Below are 16,187 nucleotides of genomic sequence, written 5' to 3' on the forward strand. Positions count from 1 at the left end.
AGCGACGAATGCGGGAAACTCACGGCGACAAAAAGGCAGATGGCGAGGTTCGACCGCCGAGCTTCCGAAAACGCTTGAGTAGTCGCTCTCTTTTCAGGCGAGACAATCGGTCTATCCAGAATATGCCGTCGAGCTGATCGATCTCATGCTGCAGCACGGCGGCGTGGAAGCCCTCCGCCTCTTCGATACCCTGGCGACCATCGAGGTCGGAGTAGACGACACGCACGCACCGTGGCCTCTCGATTTCGGCACTGACGCCGGGCATGGCGACCGAGCCTTCCTCGTTGGCCATCGTTTCGACGGAAGCCCAATCGATCAGCGGGTTGACATAAACGCGAACGCCCGCCCCGCCCGAAGGCCGCACGGCGATGACCCGCCGAAGAACGCCGATATGCGGCGCGGCCAGACCAATGGCCGGCGCAGCCTCGACGGCAGCAACGAGATCGCCGGCAAGCTCCGCGAGCCCATCATCAAAGACCTCCACCGGATCGGCAACCGACCGCAGCCGCGCATCGGGGTAAGTCAAAAGCGTCGACGGCTTCATGGCTTGAAATCTCTAGTCAGCGTCAACAAAGCCTTACCACCACTAAGGAGAGAGAATTCATACGTTGTAGTATTTAGGCCGGACGAGTTGTTCACACTTCCTAACGCCCGTTCACCGCAAAAAGCCCGGAGACCCGCCGTTTCCAAAAAATTACTGTAAACCCGGCTCCGATACGGTGAATGAAGCGTAAATATGGGCACGGAGCAGGTTAACGAAAGCCTGCCGAAAAGGAAAAAATTGCGATTCATCTCGGAACCGGGCCTTCAACCGGCCCTGATAGAAAGCAGGCAATCGCGTTCCGGAGTCCTGCAATATGAAACGCTTTCTTGTCGCCGCGGCTTTTGCCTCCCTCCTCGTCGCCGCCTCCTCCACCGGCGCTTCCGCCTTCAGCATGAACGTTCCGAAGTCTGTCGTGATGGCCGCCATGTCAGCGCCGACCGTCAGCTCCGCCGAGCGGACCCTCGTGTTCCCGCCGCTCACCTTCTTGTCCGCCGCCGGAGACTACGCCTCCCGAGTCCGTTCGGAAGTGATCGACGTTTTCGCGCCCGGCATCATCAGTGGCATCGGCGCCGCCTACTCCCGCGCACTCAGCGTTTCGGCTCCGACTTCGGCAGTGCCGGATCTCGTCGCGATCTGACGCTCCGGTCTGGCCGTCGTAACGCGGACGACCAGAGACGATGCCCTCAGTTACTCCGGTTGCCAAATGGCCTCGACGGCACCTCCGTCGGGGCCATTTTCACGGCCCCTGCTTTCGTGGTCGGAGAGTTGGGCTGCCCTGCAACGATCGCAAGCTCCCCCGTGCAAGCTTTCGATCGAACGGTTCCATCCGGCCGGGAAATGCTCTAGGGTCAGCCTCATTCCATCGTCGCGTTCGAGGCGAACCATGCATTATGTCGTCAGTTGCACCGACAAGATCGGGCATCTACCCGTCCGTCAGGCCAACCGTGCCGCTCATCTCGAATATGTCAAGGCCAACGCCGATACCATTCTGGTCGGAGGACCCTACCTCGATCACGAAGGCAACATGATCGGCTCCCTTCTGATCACCGAGGCCGTTGATCTCAAGACGTTGCAGACGGTGCTGTCGGAGGATCCCTATGCACGGGCCGGCCTGTTCGAGAGCGTCGACATCAAGCCGTGGAAATGGGTGATCGGCGCGCCGGGCTGAGTTCGTAAAGACGCAGCGGCAGGGAGCGCCCATGGCCCACTGGCTATTCAAATCCGAACCTTTCAAGTTCTCCTTCGCCGCTCTCAAGGCAAAGGGTCCAGCCGGCACCGAATGGGACGGCGTGCGCAACTACCTTGCCCGCAACAACATGCGGGCGATGCAGTTGGGCGACCAGGGCTTCTTCTACCACTCCAATGAGGGCCTCGCCGTCGTCGGCATCTGCGAGGTGATTGCGCTTTCTCATCCCGACAGCACGACCGACGATCCCCGTTGGGACTGTGTCGACGTACGGGCGGTTCGAGATCTCAAGCGCCCCGTCACGCTCGCCGAGATCAAGGCGGAGCCGTCGCTTTCCAAGATGAGCCTCGTCACCTCGATGCGCCTTTCGGTCCAGCCGGTCACGGACGACGAATGGGAGACCGTTCTCGCCATGGCTGAGAATTGAGCGAACTTTCCCGCGAGCACGCGTTCGTTCTGCGGGAAACGCGGCCGCAAGCGCTGCCGTTTGTTCCGGAACTGCGGTTGCGGCTCGCCGATGAGGCGATAAGCCTCTGGCAGGCGACCGAGGCTGATCTCGGCCGCATGGGATTGCCCCCACCCTTCTGGGCCTTTGCCTGGGCCGGTGGTCAGGCACTGGCCCGTCATCTGCTCGATCATCGGGAAATCGTGCGCGACAAGCGCGTACTGGATTTCGCTTCCGGCTCCGGCATCGTCGCCATCGCCGCCTGCCTTGCCGGCGCGTGCAAGGTGGTTGCCGCCGACATCGACCCCTATGCTCGCGCCGCCATCCGGGTCAACGCCGCAGACAACGGCGTCGAGGTGGAGACGCCGGAGATCGACTATCTCGACCGGGGCGCCGACGACTTCGATGTTGTTCTGGCCGGAGACGTTTTCTACGAGAGACCGATGGCTGCCCGCGTCGAACCGTTCCTGCGTGCCGCGCAAAACGCGGGCCTGGCAGTTCTGTTCGGCGATCCAGGGCGAGCCTACCTGCCCACAATGGGTGTCGCCCCCCTGGCCACCTACGACGTGCCGGTTTCTCGCGCCATCGAGGACCGCGACATCCGGACGACGCGCGTCTGGCGCTTCACCTGGCCCGGATCCACCAACTAGTGGAGCGAATTTGACATTTGCTCTGAGGCTTGTGTCACGCTGACGCAAATGTCTCGGTCGAACCACTAAGCGTTGCCGATTAGCCGGGCGGCTAATGGATTTACGTGTTTTGACGGATCATACTGGAATCGATGGGCGTGTGGCCGAGGAGGGCCTGACGCGAGGAGGATTTCATATGACCGGTGAGGTGTTTGAGGTGCCGGCGGCTCTTGCCGCTTCGGCCTTCATCGACAATGACAAGTACCTGGAGCTCTACAAGCGTTCCATCGAGGATCCCGACGGGTTCTGGGCGACCATGGCCGGGCGCCTCGACTGGATCAAGCCGTTCACGCGGGTGAAGAACACCTCCTACGATCCACATCACGTATCGATCCGCTGGTACGAGGACGGCATCCTCAATGCCGCCTACAATTGCGTCGACCGCCATGCCGACCGCACGCCCGACAAGGTGGCGATCCTCTGGGAAGGCGACGATCCCGCCGAGCAGCGGGCCATAACCTATCGCGAGCTTCAGGAAGAGGTTTGCCGCTTTGCCAACGTCCTGAAGGAAGCCGGCGTTCGACGCGGCGATCGCGTCACCATCTATCTTCCGATGATTCCCGAGGCCGCCTTTGCCATGCTGGCCGTCGCCCGCATCGGCGCGATTCATTCGACGGTGTTTGCCGGTTTCTCTCCGGACAGCATCGCCGGCCGTATTCGCGACGCAGGCAGCCCGATAGTCATCACGGCCGACGAGGGCATACGCGGCGGTCGACGGGTTCCGCTCAAGGCCAACGTCGACGCCGCGCTCGAAAAATGCCCCGACGTATCCAAGGTGTTGGTGGTGCGCCGAACCGGCAAGCCGGTCAACATGCTGGAGGGGCGCGACGTCTATTATGACGAGGCGTCGAAAGGCATCGCCACGGACTGTCCGGTTTCGCCGATGAACGCCGAGGACCCGCTGTTCATCCTCTACACGTCAGGGTCCACCGGCAGCCCCAAGGGCGTGCTGCATACGACGGGCGGCTATCTGGTCTACGCCTCTCTCACCCATCAGTGGGTGTTCGACTGCCACGAAGACGACGTCTACTGGTGCACCGCCGACGTCGGTTGGGTCACCGGCCACTCCTACGTGATCTACGGTCCACTGGCCAACGGCGCCACGACGCTGATGTTCGAAGGCGTGCCGAGCTATCCTAACCCATCGCGCTTCTGGGAAGTGATCGATCGTCACAAGGTGACGATCTTCTACACCGCGCCGACGGCTATCCGATCGTTGATGGCTCACGGCGAGGAAGCGGTGAAGAGCACGTCTCGATCGTCTCTGCGCATTCTCGGCACCGTTGGCGAGCCGATCAATCCGGAAGCGTGGCTCTGGTACCACCGCGTCGTCGGCGACGGCCGCTGCCCGATCGTCGACACCTGGTGGCAGACCGAGACGGGCGGCATCCTGATCACGCCGCTGCCGGGCGCCACGCGCCTTAAGCCGGGGTCGGCGACACGACCGTTCTTCGGCGTCGAACCGGCCATCGTCGATGCGCTCGGCAATGTGCTGGATGGTCCGGCCGAGGGCAATCTCGTGCTTCTGACGAGCTGGCCCGGCCAGATGCGCACCGTCTACGGCGATCACGATCGCTTCGTGCAGACCTACTTCTCGGCCTACAAGGGCATGTACTTCACCGGAGACGGCGCTCGCCGCGACGAGGACGGCTACTACTGGATCACCGGCCGTGTCGACGACGTCATCAACGTCGCCGGTCATCGCATGGGGACGGCAGAAGTGGAAAGCGCACTTGTTGCGCATCCGAAGGTGGCCGAAGCCGCCGTCGTCGGCTATCCGCACGACATCAAGGGACAGGGCATTTACGCCTATGTCACGCTGATGGAGGGAGAAGCGCCCACCGACACGCTCGCCTCCGAGCTGACCCAGTGGGTAAGACGGGAAATCGGCCCGATCGCCTCCCCCGACAAGATCCAGTTCGCCGTGGGGCTACCGAAAACGCGCTCGGGCAAGATCATGCGCCGCATCCTGCGCAAGATCGCCGAGGACGATTTCGGCTCGCTCGGCGATACGTCGACGCTGGCCGATCCGTCCGTGGTGACGGACCTTATCGATCACCGCCAGAATCGCCACGCCTGACGCGCAAAGGGGCGGCTCGCGCCGCCCCGACTTCGCGTAAAATCAGTTGGCGAAGCAGATCAGCCGCCACCGATCAGAATGCCGGCGCCGAGAACCAGCGCGCCGCCGAGCACGACCTGCAGAACCGCCCGGAAGAATGGCGTTTCCATATACTTGTTCTGGATCCAGGCGATCGCCCAGAGTTCGACGAACACGATGGCGAGCGCGGTCGACGTCGCGGTCCAGAAGTGCGGGATCAGATAAGGCAGGGCGTGGCCGAGGCCACCGATCGCCGTCATGATGCCGGAGGCGAGCCCGCGCTTGATCGGCGAGCCGCGGCCGGAGATGACGCCATCGTCATGGGCCGCTTCGGTGAAGCCCATGGAAATGCCGGCGCCGACCGAAGCGGCCAGCGCCACCAGCAGCGTCTTGTGGGTGTCTTGCGTCACGAAGGCGGTGGCGAAGATCGGCGCCAGCGTCGACACCGAACCGTCCATCAGACCGGCAAGACCCGGCTGCACATAAGTGAGAATGAACTGGCGACGGGCAACCATCGCCTCTTCCTGCTCGTCCGAGGGGCCGACGTTCTCTTCGCGCGCGGCCTCGGCGCCCTCCATGTGATGGCGTTCCTGCTCGGCGAGATCGCCGAGCAGACGGCGGGCGCCGGCGTCCGAAACGCGCTTGGCCGCCTCGATGTAGAACTTGTAGGCTTGCGCCTCCATGCGCGCCGCTTCCTCGCGAATGCGCTCGACCCCGAGATTCTCGACAAGCCAAACAGGCTGGCGGGCATAATAGCCGGCTACATGCTCACGACGGATCAGCGGGATCACCGGGCCGAACAGACGTTCATGCTCGGCGATCAGGAAGCGACGGTGCCCGTCCTCATCCTTGACCATCTCGTCGAACATCGCCGCCGTCGCAGGAAAGTCCTTGCGCAGCTTCTCGGCGTAGCTCGCGTAGATGCGGGCATCGTCCTCCTCGCTGGAGATGGCGAGAGCCAGGATCTCCTGCTCGTTGAGATCGGAGAAACGGCGTCGGTTGCCAAGTGAGTTGAACATCTTTTCCTCATTCGTGGACGAAGGCGAGGTGAACGCTGCAGCCTTCACCCGGAGCGGAGCGAACCGAAAGCGCCGCGCCGTGCAGTTCGGCGATCCGCTCGACGATGGTGAGACCGAGACCGAGCGATCCTGACCTCTTCACGCGACCGAACTCGCCCTGCACCTCGCAGGGAACAAAACCAGAGCCGTTGTCGGAGACAGTGAGACTGCCATCCAGGCCAACCGCCACGACGATATCGACGCCGCGACCAGCGTGCTTGAGACTGTTCTCTATCAGATTTCTCACGACGTTCTGTATCAGAGAAGGTACCAATCTCCTCGGCACCGGGCCATCGCCTTCGTAAGCGATGGTTGCGCCTCGATCGAGGACGAGAGGCGCCATGTCCGCCACCACGTCGGCGGCGAGACCGGCGAGGTCCGTTTCGACGAAGGCGTCGTCATCGACCACGTCAAGGCGAGCAAGAGCGGTCAACTGTTCGAGGATGTGCAAGAGACGCTCGATATCCGCCTCGGCCCGCCGGGCGCGGGGATCGGCGATCCGGTCGAGCTCCAGACGGAGCACGGCGAGCGGCGTTCGAATCTCATGGGCGACGGCGGCCGAGAACACCTTCTGGGCCGCCATGATCTCGGCCGTGCGGGCGAACAGCCTGTTGATCGCCTCCACCAAGCCCGCGACTTCCAAGGGCATCGCCTCATCGATCGACAGAGATGTTGGCGATCGGGGATCCAGGGCATCCGCCGCTTGTGCCGCCGCGGAAACCGGGCGAAGCGCCGCTCCGATCGACAGAATGGTAGCGCCAATGGTCAGCACCAGCATCAGCCCCATCGGCACCAGCATGTGATCGATCATCTCATGGGTAAGAATCGAGCCGAGGAAGTTGCCGGGGTCGTGCAGGACGGCGACATCGATGAGCACACGTTCCCCATCAATGACGAAGGCACGTCCCCCCGCGACACTGAGCGGCTTGCCGGGCTCGATCGCCCGCTGCCAGAAATCGGGCGCGTTGCCCGGCGGCGGCAGGAAGTGCTCTTCGCATTCCTCGCCACAGTTGGAGTAGATGACCCGTCCATCCGCGCCCCGGATCCGCACGAAAGTGGCCGGCGGCGGATGATTGCCGACCTCGTCGTCGGCATGATCTCCGGCATCCATGTCGTCGACGTCGACATCGCCCATATAGCGGTCGAGCACCGGCGCGTCCGGATCGAGAGTCAGGAGACCGGCCACGCGATGGACGGAAGCCGAAATTGCCTCGGTCTCGCGTTCGACCAGGATATGGCCGAGTTCCTCGTCATCGAACCAGTAGCGGGCAAAGACCATGGCCACCTGCAACAGCATGGCCAGCAGTGCGAAGACGAGAATACGGCGGGCAACCAGCCCAGCCAGACGCTTGCGACGGCGCCCGCTCATGGGGCCTCCTCGTCGACACCCTCCGAAGAGCACTCTCGCATCAGGTAGCCAAGACCACGCACCGTGGCGATCTCAACGCCGCTCCCGGTACCGTCGAGCCGCTTGCGCAGGCGAGACACCGCCAAATCGAGCGCATTGGCGGTCAGCTCGCTGTCATAGTCCGACAGCGTCGTCTCGAGGCGGCGGCGCGGCACCAGACGGCCGATATCGCGCATCAGCGTCTCGCAGAGCGCCCGTTCGCGCGGCGGCAGCGCTATCGGTGTTCCGTCGGCGGTCAACAGCGCCGCCGCTGGATCATAGGCCAGGCGACCGGCGACCAGCACCGGTTGCAAGGCCGTCGGCGACCGCCGCAGCATGGCTCGGCAACGCGCCAGAAACTCGCGATGATGGAATGGCTTGACCAGATAATCGTCGGCGCCGGCGTCGAGACCGGCAATGCGTTCCTCCACCGTACCGCGGGCAGTAAGGATCAAGACCGGCGTCACGTCGGAGGCGCGACGTATGGCGCGCAAGAGTTCAAGCCCGTCGCCGTCCGGCAGGCCGAGATCAAGCAGGATCAGGTCGAAATCGGTGACGGCAATTGCCGCTTCCGCCTCGGCCATCGTGCCGACCGCGTCGAGACGCCAGCCAGCCTCGCGCACGGCTTCTCCGAGCAATGCGGCGAGGCGGGCACTGTCCTCGACGAGAAGAAGACGCATCAGGCGCGCTTTCTGCCCGTGACCATCGACCAGACCAGATTCTCGCGGTGGCGCAGGCTTTCGACTATGGCAGCGGCCGCATGGACCAGCGCCAGCACCATGATGGCGTTGGCAAGCCCCCCATGCAACTCCTCGAGCCACTCTTCTCCCCAGAAGGCGTCGAGCGTCATCATCCAGCCCGTCGCACCGGTGGCGAGCAGCAGCCCCATCAGCGCCAGCATCATGACCGCCGCCGCCGGATTGTGCCCGAGATGACGCGCTTCCTCGCCGCGAAGAAATGCCTTGAGATAGGGAACAAGACGGGAGGGCGTTGGGAAGAAGTCGCGGAAGCGGGCGTGCCGGGAGCCGACGAACCCCCAGAACAGCCGAACCAACACGGCGCCGATCACCACATACCCGGCGTAGCGATGGTAGAAGCGGCCGGGCTTCAGAATGAAAAGATTGAGACAGACGGCGGTGACCACCGTCCAGTGAAACAGGCGGACGACCGGATCCCAGACCCGGATCGTCCGCGGCGGCGCATCGCCGCCGACGGACGTTTCGGACATGACGTCAGCCATTCGCCTCGTCACCGGCCTTCTCGCCAGTCGACGGGTCGAACAGCACCTCGGCCTTCTTGCCATTCTTGTCGAAGGCGTAGACCTCATAGCAGGTCCCTTCCACCTTCACTTTCTTGATGTCGCTATAGCCGGCCGCCTCGGCCTTGGCCTTGATGGCATCGATGCTGAGCCAGGTATCCTTGGCGGCGGTGGTGCAGCTGGCGCTGTCTTCGTCGGCAAAGGCGGCGACGGGCGTGAGAACGAGGGCGAAGGCAACAGCGATCAGAGAGGTCTTCATGCGGGTTCCTCGAAAAACGGGCCGGCGCGTCGATCGCGCCGGCCCGCTCACCATGGGTCGAGAAACCTGTCGAACACCTGTCGGCAGGAAGGGGTCGCGCCTCAGTGCCTGAAGTGACGCATGCCGGTGAACACCATGGCGATGCCGGCCTTGTCGGCAGCGGCGATCACCTCGGCGTCGTGGATCGAACCGCCCGGCTGGATGGCGGCGGTGGCGCCAGCGGCGATCGCCGATTCAAGACCATCGGCAAACGGGAAGAAGGCGTCGGACGCGACGACCGATCCCTTGGCCAGCGAGTCCTTGAACCCTGCCGTCTCGGCCGCCTCGGCCGCCCGGATGGCGGCGATGCGCGCGGAATCGACACGGTTCATCTGGCCGGCGCCGATGCCGGCGGTTGCGCCATCCTTCACGTAGACGATGGCGTTGGACTTGACGTGCTTGCAGACCTTGAAGGCGAACAGGAGGTCGGCGAGTTCGGCGTCGGTCGGCGCCCGCTTGGTCACCACCTTGAGGTCGGCGGCGGTGACGACGCCATTGTCGCGCGACTGGACGAGCAGACCGCCAGCCACCGTCTTGGCCGTGAGACCGGGCGCCTTGGGATCGGGCAGACCGCCGGTGACCAGCAGGCGCAGGTTCTTCTTGGCGCCGACGATGGCGATCGCCTCGTCGGTGGCCGACGGGGCGATGATCACTTCGGTGAAGATCTCGACGATCTTCTTGGCCGTGTCCGCGTCGAGCGTGCCATTGAGCGCCACGATGCCACCATAAGCCGACACCGGGTCGCAGCGATGCGCCTTGGTATAGGCTTCGAGCAGCGTCGCGCCGGTGGCGACGCCGCAGGGGTTGGCGTGCTTGATGATGGCGACGGCCGGCACCGCCCTGTCGAACTCGGCCACCAGCTCGAAGGCGGCGTCCGTGTCGTTGATGTTGTTGTAGGAGAGTACCTTGCCCTGCAGCTGCGTCGCCGTGGAGACGCCGGGCCGGATCTCCGTGGAGCGGTAGAAGCGAGCCCATTGGTGCGGGTTCTCGCCATAGCGCATGTCCTCGGCAAGCTTGCCGCCGACGGCGACGAAATCGCCGGTCTTGCCGCCCAGCACACTGGCGAACCAGCCGGAAATCGCCGCGTCATAGGCGCCGGTGCGCGCATAGGCCTTGGCGGCCAGGCGACGGCGCGTATCGAAGGTCACGCCGCCCTGATCCATCTCGGCGACGATACCCTCGTAATCGGCCGGCTCGACCAGAACCGTCACATAGGCGTGGTTCTTGGAGGCGGCGCGGATCATGGCGGGACCGCCGATGTCGATATTCTCGATGGTCTCCTCATAGCCGGCGCCGCGAGCCACCGTCTCCTCGAAGGGGTAGAGGTTGACCACGAGGATGTCGATCGGCTGGATGCCATGATCGGCCATCGCCTTGGCGTGACCGGCGTCGTCACGGACGGCGAGAAGACCGCCATGCACTTTGGGATGCAGCGTCTTGACGCGGCCATCCATGATTTCCGGGAAGCCGGTGAAATCGGCGACTTCCGTGACAGGGATGCCGGCCTCGCTCAGAAGCTTCTTCGAGCCGCCGGTGGTGAGCAACTCGACGCCACGGTCCGCGAGGGCGCGAGCGAACTCGACGAGGCCCGTCTTGTCGGAAACGGAAAGCAGCGCGCGCTTTGGAGCGACGCGATCAGGATGGCCAGCCATGGGGATGTCTCCGGGAAAGGGGATGGCGGCGCGATAGCATGAATGGCCGCCGCGCGGAACCCGCGCCCAATCGATTTGGGTCGACAATCGCCGCTTTTCCTGCCGAGAGCCGACGATCAGCCCCCGCCGAACAGATCCGGACCAAGCTTGGGGTCGCGCCCCCGCCCCCGGCCGCGTTGTCCCTCGGCGGTACGGGTCATCGCCCAGGCCACTTCCGGCGTCACCCGCGCTCGCCCCGGCAGGACGATTTGCAGGCTCTTGCGGCGGCCGAGCGTGTCGGACAGGAACACGCTGTCCTCGAGCTCCGGGGCGATCAGGCCGCAGGTGAAGGTCCAGGCTTCACCGTCGGGAGCGACGAGCAACACGTCGCCACCGGCCGTGCGAGTTGCCCGGATCAGCGGATGCAGGTGGAACCGGATGGCGAAGCGGTCGTGGCGCGGCTTTCGCCCGGCAAAGCTCAGGCGGTCGGAACCAACGATCTCCCCGCCATCGATACGTAGGACGAGCCGACGCTCGTGAATGGCTCCGAACCGGCCCGAGTAGCCGTCATGGCTTGCCACCAGGGCGATGACGTCGTCGCGATCCTCGCGGACCACCGGCACATGGCGCGGACCGTCGATCATCACCGGACCGAGCCGGCGAACGAGTCGCGACGTATCGAGGAAGGCGCCGGAAGACATGTCTTCCAACGAGAGCGTCGAATGGGCAGGCGTCGAACGGGCAGCCGAATGCCAGCGCGGGTCGTCGGCCGCGCCGCAATTGACGATGAAGCGGTTGGGCCCGCTGGACATCTCGAAGGAGAGACAACCGGCATGCGCCCTCTGGCTGACGCCAACCGGCGGAATGGGGCCGGCATCCATCAGGATCACCGTGCCACCCGCTTCGAGCCTCTGGTAGCCGGAATGGCTGGCGTTCTCCACCGGCCGACCGTGCGTGTCGTCATAGGCGTTCAGCGTCGCGAGCTGACCGGCGTGGCTGGCGCTCATGCCGTTGAAATGCGGCAGGCTTCCGTCGGAATGCCTGAAGAAGCGCAGCATCGGCATCATGCGGTCGATGGCGACGATCAGGGCCTGCGGCGGGTTTACGCCTCGATTGGAATAGGCCTGACGCAGCGGCAGGAGATCGGTCAGGAGATCGGCAATCACCGAGGGGTCGCGACTGATGTGACCACCATCCGGCAGGATCTGCCGCTTGAGTTCCTGCTCGAGCCGCTGTCCGGCTTGCCTGGCAAGCCGCCCCTGGTTGTCGGCGGACAGGGCAAAGACGCCGACGGCCACGGCGGCGAGAAGACGCGGATAACCGTCGACCGTGTCGCTCTGGCGGCCACGCAACCGGCGGACCTGCCGCACCAGCGAGCGCAGGAAGCGGCGGTAGAAGGCACGATCGGCATCTTTCAGGATCAGCGGCGACTGGGTGATCCACGCGATGACCCGCCTGGCCATGTTCTCGGTCTCGAAGGCCTCCGGCGGCGCGTGGGCCTCGAGGGCAATCCAGTCGGCAACGAGGGCCCGGGCATTCTGTCGGGCCAGCGCGTTCTCGGCGGCCCGAAGATGCCTCAGCCAGGAGAAACCGTGCAGTGCCCGCGTCCACTCGACCGACGGCGACGGCATGTCGAAGGGCGAGCGTCCTCCCGTCTCCACCATCTTTCCGGCGAAGGCGTAGAGACCGGCGTAGATGTCGGTGGCGATCGTCGGGTCGGTGGTGCGAATGTCCTGCGGGGCGATGACCAGCCGCTCGGGCGTCGAGCCGGGCCAGCGCCAGCGTGAGAAAGGACCGCGTTCGAGCGCCGTCACGGCGCGCCGCAGGGCCAGTTCACCGGCGAACAGCACCAGCCGGGCCGTGCCGGCGACTTGTGCGCGCATCGTCAGGCCCCCTTTCAGTGCTGGAGCAAGAATCATTCGACCTCCGGACGAACCGGAGGCGCTCATCACGACATGAGACGCCCGCCTTGGTTACCAAGTGGTATGCGAAACCGATCAATTTTGTCGGTGGCCAACCCCGGCGACCGTCGTCACTGACGACGGAGGCGGGCGGCGAAAAAGCCATCGAGGCCGGAAAGCCGGGCATCTTCCAGCTTCAGGTGCGACGGCAGGGTCCGGACAAACCCTTCCGGCGTGACGATCTCCGACAAGCCGAACACCTCGTCCGCCGTCACCGGCACCACGTCGAGCGGCGCCTCGATCAACCTGAGACGGCGAATCTGGTCCTGTCCTTCTTCCGGTTCCAACGAACAGGTGGAAAAGACGAGGAGGCCACCCGGACGCAGCATGCGGATCGCCTGATCGATCAGGCGGCGCTGCACGGCGGCGAGCGCGGTCACGTCGGCCGGTTTCTTGCCCACCGCCCCATCGGGATGGCGGCGCAGCGTACCGGTCGCCGTGCAGGGCGCGTCGAGCAGTACCATGTCAAAGGTTCCGCCAAGCCACTCGGTGGCGTCGGCCTTGACGAGGTTGGCCTTGAGACCGAGCCGATAGAGGTTGCGCTCAAGACGCTGCAGGCGATGATAGGACACGTCGAGGGCGGTAACGTCGGCGCCAAGCGCGGCAAGCTGCGCGGTCTTGCCGCCGGGCGCCGCGCAGAGGTCGACGACCTTCTTGCCCTTGACGTCGCCCAGGAGATGGACGGGCAGCGTGGCGGCGGCATCCTGCACCCACCAGCCGCCTTCCTCGTAACCGTCGATCTTCTCGACCGCGCCGGTAACGGGAAGCCGCACCGAGCCATTGGGGAGCTTGATCCCGCCCAACCGGGCAGCCCACCCGTCCGGATCGGACTTCACGGTAAGGTCGAGCGTCGGCTCCAGGGCATTCATCGCCGCGATGTCGCGGGCGACGTCGGCCCCATAGTTGCCGCTCCAGCGCTCCATCAACCAGGCCGGGGTGTTGAGGGTGATGGCGTCCTGTTCGGCGAGGATGGCCGCCTTGTTCTCGGAGACGCGGCGCAAGACCGCATTGACCACGCCCTTGAAGGGCGCGGACGCCTTGTCGGCGCCGGCAAGCTCGACGCCAAGCGCCACGGCGGCGTGGTCGGCGACGTCCATGAACATGATCTGGGCGGCGGAAACGGCAATCACCGCCTTCAACGTGCCGGCATCGTCGGGAAGCGGCCGGGTCAGGAAGCGGCCGACCGCGTCCTCGATCTGGCCGTGGCGGCGCAAGGCATAGCCGACGATGGCGCGGGCAAGACCACGATCGCGTGGATCGAGGCGCTGATATCGCTCCGCGGCGGAACCCTTGTCGAGCAACGCGTCGAGAAGGCGGCCCTTCTGGACGCCATCGACCAGCCCCACGGCAACGGCACGAGCCTCGATGCCCTGCGGCCGTGGCGGTCGCCGGCCACCCTGGGGCGGACGCCCACCCTTGAACGCCGCGCCCTTCTGGCCATCATGAGGGCGTGCCGGCCTGAACGTATTGCCGGTTTTCCCGCCGCCCTTGCGGCCATTGTTGTCTGCGGTCATCCCCAGGGTCCACGGTTTGAAGGCCGTCCGACGGAGCTGCCTCCACCCCACGGACCGCCCCGCGAGCCACGCGGGTTGGCCCAGGGGCCATCCGCAACGGGTTCGGAGCTGCGCCGCCCGAAACCACCGCCATCCGCCATCGCCATCAGGGCGCGGATGCGGTTGCCGGTATCCGGGTGGGTCGAAAACAGGTTGTCCATCCTGGCGCCGGACAGCGGATTGATGATGAACAGATGCGCCGTAGCAGGATTTTGCTCCGCTGTCATGTTCGGCACGCGATGCGCGGCGCCGGCGATCTTGTCGAGGGCCGAGGCGAGCGCCAGCGGATTGCCGGAAATTTCGGCGCCGCGCCTATCGGCCGCATACTCGCGCGTCCGCGAAATGGCCATCTGCACCAGCATCGCGGCGAGCGGTGCGACGATCGCGGCGAGAAGTATGCCGATACCGCCCAGAGGACTCCGGTTCTCGCTGTCGCGGTTCATCGAGCCGAAGAACAGGCCGAAGTTGGCCAACATCGAGATGGCGCCGGCAATGGTCGCCGTCACCGTCATGGTCAACGTGTCACGGTTCTGCACGTGGGCGAGTTCATGGGCCATGACGCCGGCGATCTCTTCGCGATCGAGCATCTGCAGGAGACCCGTAGTGGCGGCAACGGCGGCGTGCTCTGGATCACGCCCCGTGGCGAAGGCGTTGGGTTGCGGATTGTCGATGACGTAGACCGCCGGCATCGGCAGCCCGGCATTGGCGGCGAGCCGCTCGACGATGCCGTAATACTCAGGCGCGCTGGCCCGGTCGACGCGACGGGCGCGGTGCATGGCCAGCACCATCCTGTCGGCGTTCCAGTAGGAGAAGAGGTTCATGCCGGCGGCGACCACCAGCGCGATCAGCATGCCGCCCTGACCACCAATCAGGTAGCCAACGCCCATGAAGATCGCCGTCATCGCGGCGAGGAGGAGGGAGGTCTTGAAGAAGTTCATCTGTCCTTCCGGTCTCCGGCTGATATGCTGATCCGGATTTTCCGAATGACAAGATGGTATGCTATCCAACCTCCATCAAGGATGCGCCCATGACCGACATTGAGAACAAGCCCCAAGCGGCCTCGGGGAAGACATTGTCACCCGCCGCCCGCCGTGCCCTCGCCGAAGCCGAGGAGCGCCGCCGCCTTGCCAGCGAAAGCCGGCCCAAGGAAATCGGCGGCCGAGGTGGCCTCGAACCTGCCCGCTATGGCGATTGGGAAGTGAAGGGCATCGCGGCCGACTTTTAGCTATTCGACCAACGATCACGAAGCTCTGATCGTCTTTCACAGTTTGGCCCCATTCCCGCCTTGTCGACGCCAAGTCGGGCCAGCAGGATGCACTCGTCCCCCGGCAATGACGCTGCGGACGGGTTCCGGCTCAATCCAGCCCCCCAGCCCCCCGGAATTCGTTTCTGCCTGCGTTGCGCCTTTTGAGGCGCGGCCGGGGGCGCTTTTTCGACCGGCAACCGCTCCCGAACACCCCATTCGTCGATTGCGTGGCTCGTTCCAAGCTGTTAGGCCGGAACCGCCGCAGTCGTCGTTTAGGTGTTCCATGTCCGCTCCCGCAGCCCTTCGTGCTCCCGGTCTCGCATTTCTGGCCGGCCTTTTTGCCATCGTAGCCGCCTGGGGCTTCGAGATCATCGGCGGCTACCTCCCCTGCAAGCTCTGCCTGCAAGAGCGCGTCCCCTACTACGTCGGCCTGCCGATCCTGCTCGTCGGCCTGCTCCTGTCGTCCCGGATGCCGCGCCTTGCTCGCCTCCTCTACTTCGTCGGTGGAGCCATATTTTTCGTCGGCTCGGCGCTCGCCGGCTATCACGTCGGCGCCGAGTGGAAGCTTTGGGAAGGCCCGTCCGACTGCGGCGGCGCCCCCACCGTGATCACCAGCGCCACGGACCTGATGGCGGCGGTGAAAGGCACCCGGCTCGTCTCCTGCTCCGAAGCGCCGATCAACTTGTTCGGCCTGTCCTTCGCCGGCTGGGACGCTCTGTCGACCCTGTTCGTCGGCGTCATGAGCTGGCGCGGCATCTTTGCCCGCCGCGACGCCCTGATCTGACACCCGTCGCGCCTAAAGTTGGCCATTTCGCGCGCACTCGTTCTTGGTT

The 16,187-nt window shown here is 64.9% G+C and carries 17 protein-coding genes; 7 read left to right on the top strand and 10 right to left on the bottom strand.

Going from position 1 to position 16,187, the window contains the following annotated elements; genetic code table 11:
- Positions 1-19 precede the first annotated feature (19 nt).
- Positions 20-544 carry a peptide deformylase gene (locus M4J40_RS03305; protein ID WP_251752070.1) on the bottom strand — a complete coding sequence of 175 codons (525 nt, stop codon included), beginning with the start codon at positions 542-544 and terminating at the stop codon, positions 20-22.
- 313 nt (positions 545-857) lie between these two features.
- Between M4J40_RS03305 and M4J40_RS03310 the strand changes: the two genes are divergently transcribed.
- The 5 genes from M4J40_RS03310 to acs all read left to right on the top strand — a co-directional run bounded on the left by M4J40_RS03310 (position 858) and on the right by acs (position 4,944).
- Positions 858-1,181: a hypothetical protein gene (locus M4J40_RS03310; RefSeq protein ID WP_251752071.1), complete on the top strand. Its 324-nt coding sequence runs from the start codon at positions 858-860 to the stop codon at positions 1,179-1,181.
- A 246-nt stretch (positions 1,182-1,427) separates the two neighbouring features.
- The gene (locus tag M4J40_RS03315) at positions 1,428-1,712 is read left to right on the top strand and encodes a YciI family protein (protein ID WP_251752072.1); all 285 of its coding nucleotides are present in this window, start codon (positions 1,428-1,430) and stop codon (positions 1,710-1,712) included.
- Between the two features lie 31 nt (positions 1,713-1,743).
- The gene (locus M4J40_RS03320) at positions 1,744-2,157 is read left to right on the top strand and encodes an EVE domain-containing protein (RefSeq protein ID WP_251752073.1); all 414 of its coding nucleotides are present in this window, start codon (positions 1,744-1,746) and stop codon (positions 2,155-2,157) included.
- A complete protein-coding gene (locus M4J40_RS03325; RefSeq protein ID WP_251752074.1) occupies positions 2,154-2,825 on the top strand; it encodes a methyltransferase in 672 nt (223 codons plus the stop codon). Before M4J40_RS03320 ends, M4J40_RS03325 begins: the two co-directional genes overlap by 4 nt.
- A 175-nt stretch (positions 2,826-3,000) precedes the next feature.
- Entirely contained in the window at positions 3,001-4,944 is a 1,944-nt protein-coding gene (acs, locus tag M4J40_RS03330) for an acetate--CoA ligase (RefSeq protein WP_251752075.1), read from the top strand.
- A 59-nt stretch (positions 4,945-5,003) separates the two neighbouring features.
- On the opposite strand, the gene mbfA is transcribed toward acs, so the two are convergent.
- The 9 genes from mbfA to htpX all read right to left on the bottom strand — a co-directional run bounded on the left by mbfA (position 5,004) and on the right by htpX (position 15,046).
- The gene (gene mbfA / locus M4J40_RS03335) at positions 5,004-5,981 is read right to left on the bottom strand and encodes an iron exporter MbfA (RefSeq protein ID WP_251752077.1); all 978 of its coding nucleotides are present in this window, start codon (positions 5,979-5,981) and stop codon (positions 5,004-5,006) included.
- A gap of 7 nt (positions 5,982-5,988) precedes the next feature.
- A complete protein-coding gene (locus M4J40_RS03340; RefSeq protein ID WP_251752079.1) occupies positions 5,989-7,389 on the bottom strand; it encodes a HAMP domain-containing sensor histidine kinase in 1,401 nt (466 codons plus the stop codon).
- Positions 7,386-8,087 (bottom strand): response regulator transcription factor, encoded by a 702-nt coding sequence (locus M4J40_RS03345; RefSeq protein WP_251752081.1) that lies wholly within the window; start codon positions 8,085-8,087, stop codon positions 7,386-7,388. The genes M4J40_RS03340 and M4J40_RS03345 overlap by 4 nt, the downstream gene beginning before the upstream one ends.
- Positions 8,087-8,647 carry a cytochrome b/b6 domain-containing protein gene (locus tag M4J40_RS03350; protein ID WP_251752083.1) on the bottom strand — a complete coding sequence of 187 codons (561 nt, stop codon included), beginning with the start codon at positions 8,645-8,647 and terminating at the stop codon, positions 8,087-8,089. Before M4J40_RS03350 ends, M4J40_RS03345 begins: the two co-directional genes overlap by 1 nt.
- The gene (locus M4J40_RS03355) at positions 8,640-8,924 is read right to left on the bottom strand and encodes a PepSY domain-containing protein (protein WP_251752084.1); all 285 of its coding nucleotides are present in this window, start codon (positions 8,922-8,924) and stop codon (positions 8,640-8,642) included. Before M4J40_RS03355 ends, M4J40_RS03350 begins: the two co-directional genes overlap by 8 nt.
- 101 nt (positions 8,925-9,025) lie before the next feature.
- Positions 9,026-10,615, bottom strand: coding sequence for a bifunctional phosphoribosylaminoimidazolecarboxamide formyltransferase/IMP cyclohydrolase (purH, locus tag M4J40_RS03360; RefSeq protein WP_251752086.1), 1,590 nt, complete (start codon positions 10,613-10,615; stop codon positions 9,026-9,028).
- Positions 10,616-10,731: 116 nt separating this feature from the next.
- Entirely contained in the window at positions 10,732-12,513 is a 1,782-nt protein-coding gene (locus M4J40_RS03365) for a heparinase II/III family protein (protein WP_251752087.1), read from the bottom strand.
- A gap of 113 nt (positions 12,514-12,626) precedes the next feature.
- Complete coding sequence (locus M4J40_RS03370; protein WP_251752089.1) at positions 12,627-14,069, bottom strand: RsmB/NOP family class I SAM-dependent RNA methyltransferase; 1,443 nt, start codon at positions 14,067-14,069, stop codon at positions 12,627-12,629.
- Positions 14,066-15,046 carry a zinc metalloprotease HtpX gene (gene htpX, locus M4J40_RS03375; protein WP_251752091.1) on the bottom strand — a complete coding sequence of 327 codons (981 nt, stop codon included), beginning with the start codon at positions 15,044-15,046 and terminating at the stop codon, positions 14,066-14,068. The genes M4J40_RS03370 and htpX overlap by 4 nt, the downstream gene beginning before the upstream one ends.
- Positions 15,047-15,135: 89 nt before the next feature.
- Here htpX and M4J40_RS03380 point away from each other — a divergent pair, with 89 nt between their 5' ends.
- Both M4J40_RS03380 and M4J40_RS03385 read left to right on the top strand, forming a co-directional pair.
- Positions 15,136-15,333: a DUF1674 domain-containing protein gene (locus tag M4J40_RS03380; protein WP_251752093.1), complete on the top strand. Its 198-nt coding sequence runs from the start codon at positions 15,136-15,138 to the stop codon at positions 15,331-15,333.
- A gap of 304 nt (positions 15,334-15,637) precedes the next feature.
- Complete coding sequence (locus M4J40_RS03385; protein WP_251752094.1) at positions 15,638-16,138, top strand: disulfide bond formation protein B; 501 nt, start codon at positions 15,638-15,640, stop codon at positions 16,136-16,138.
- Positions 16,139-16,187 lie beyond the last annotated feature (49 nt).

Source organism: Pleomorphomonas sp. JP5, from assembly GCF_023721815.1.
Taxonomy (GTDB): domain Bacteria; phylum Pseudomonadota; class Alphaproteobacteria; order Rhizobiales; family Pleomorphomonadaceae; genus Pleomorphomonas.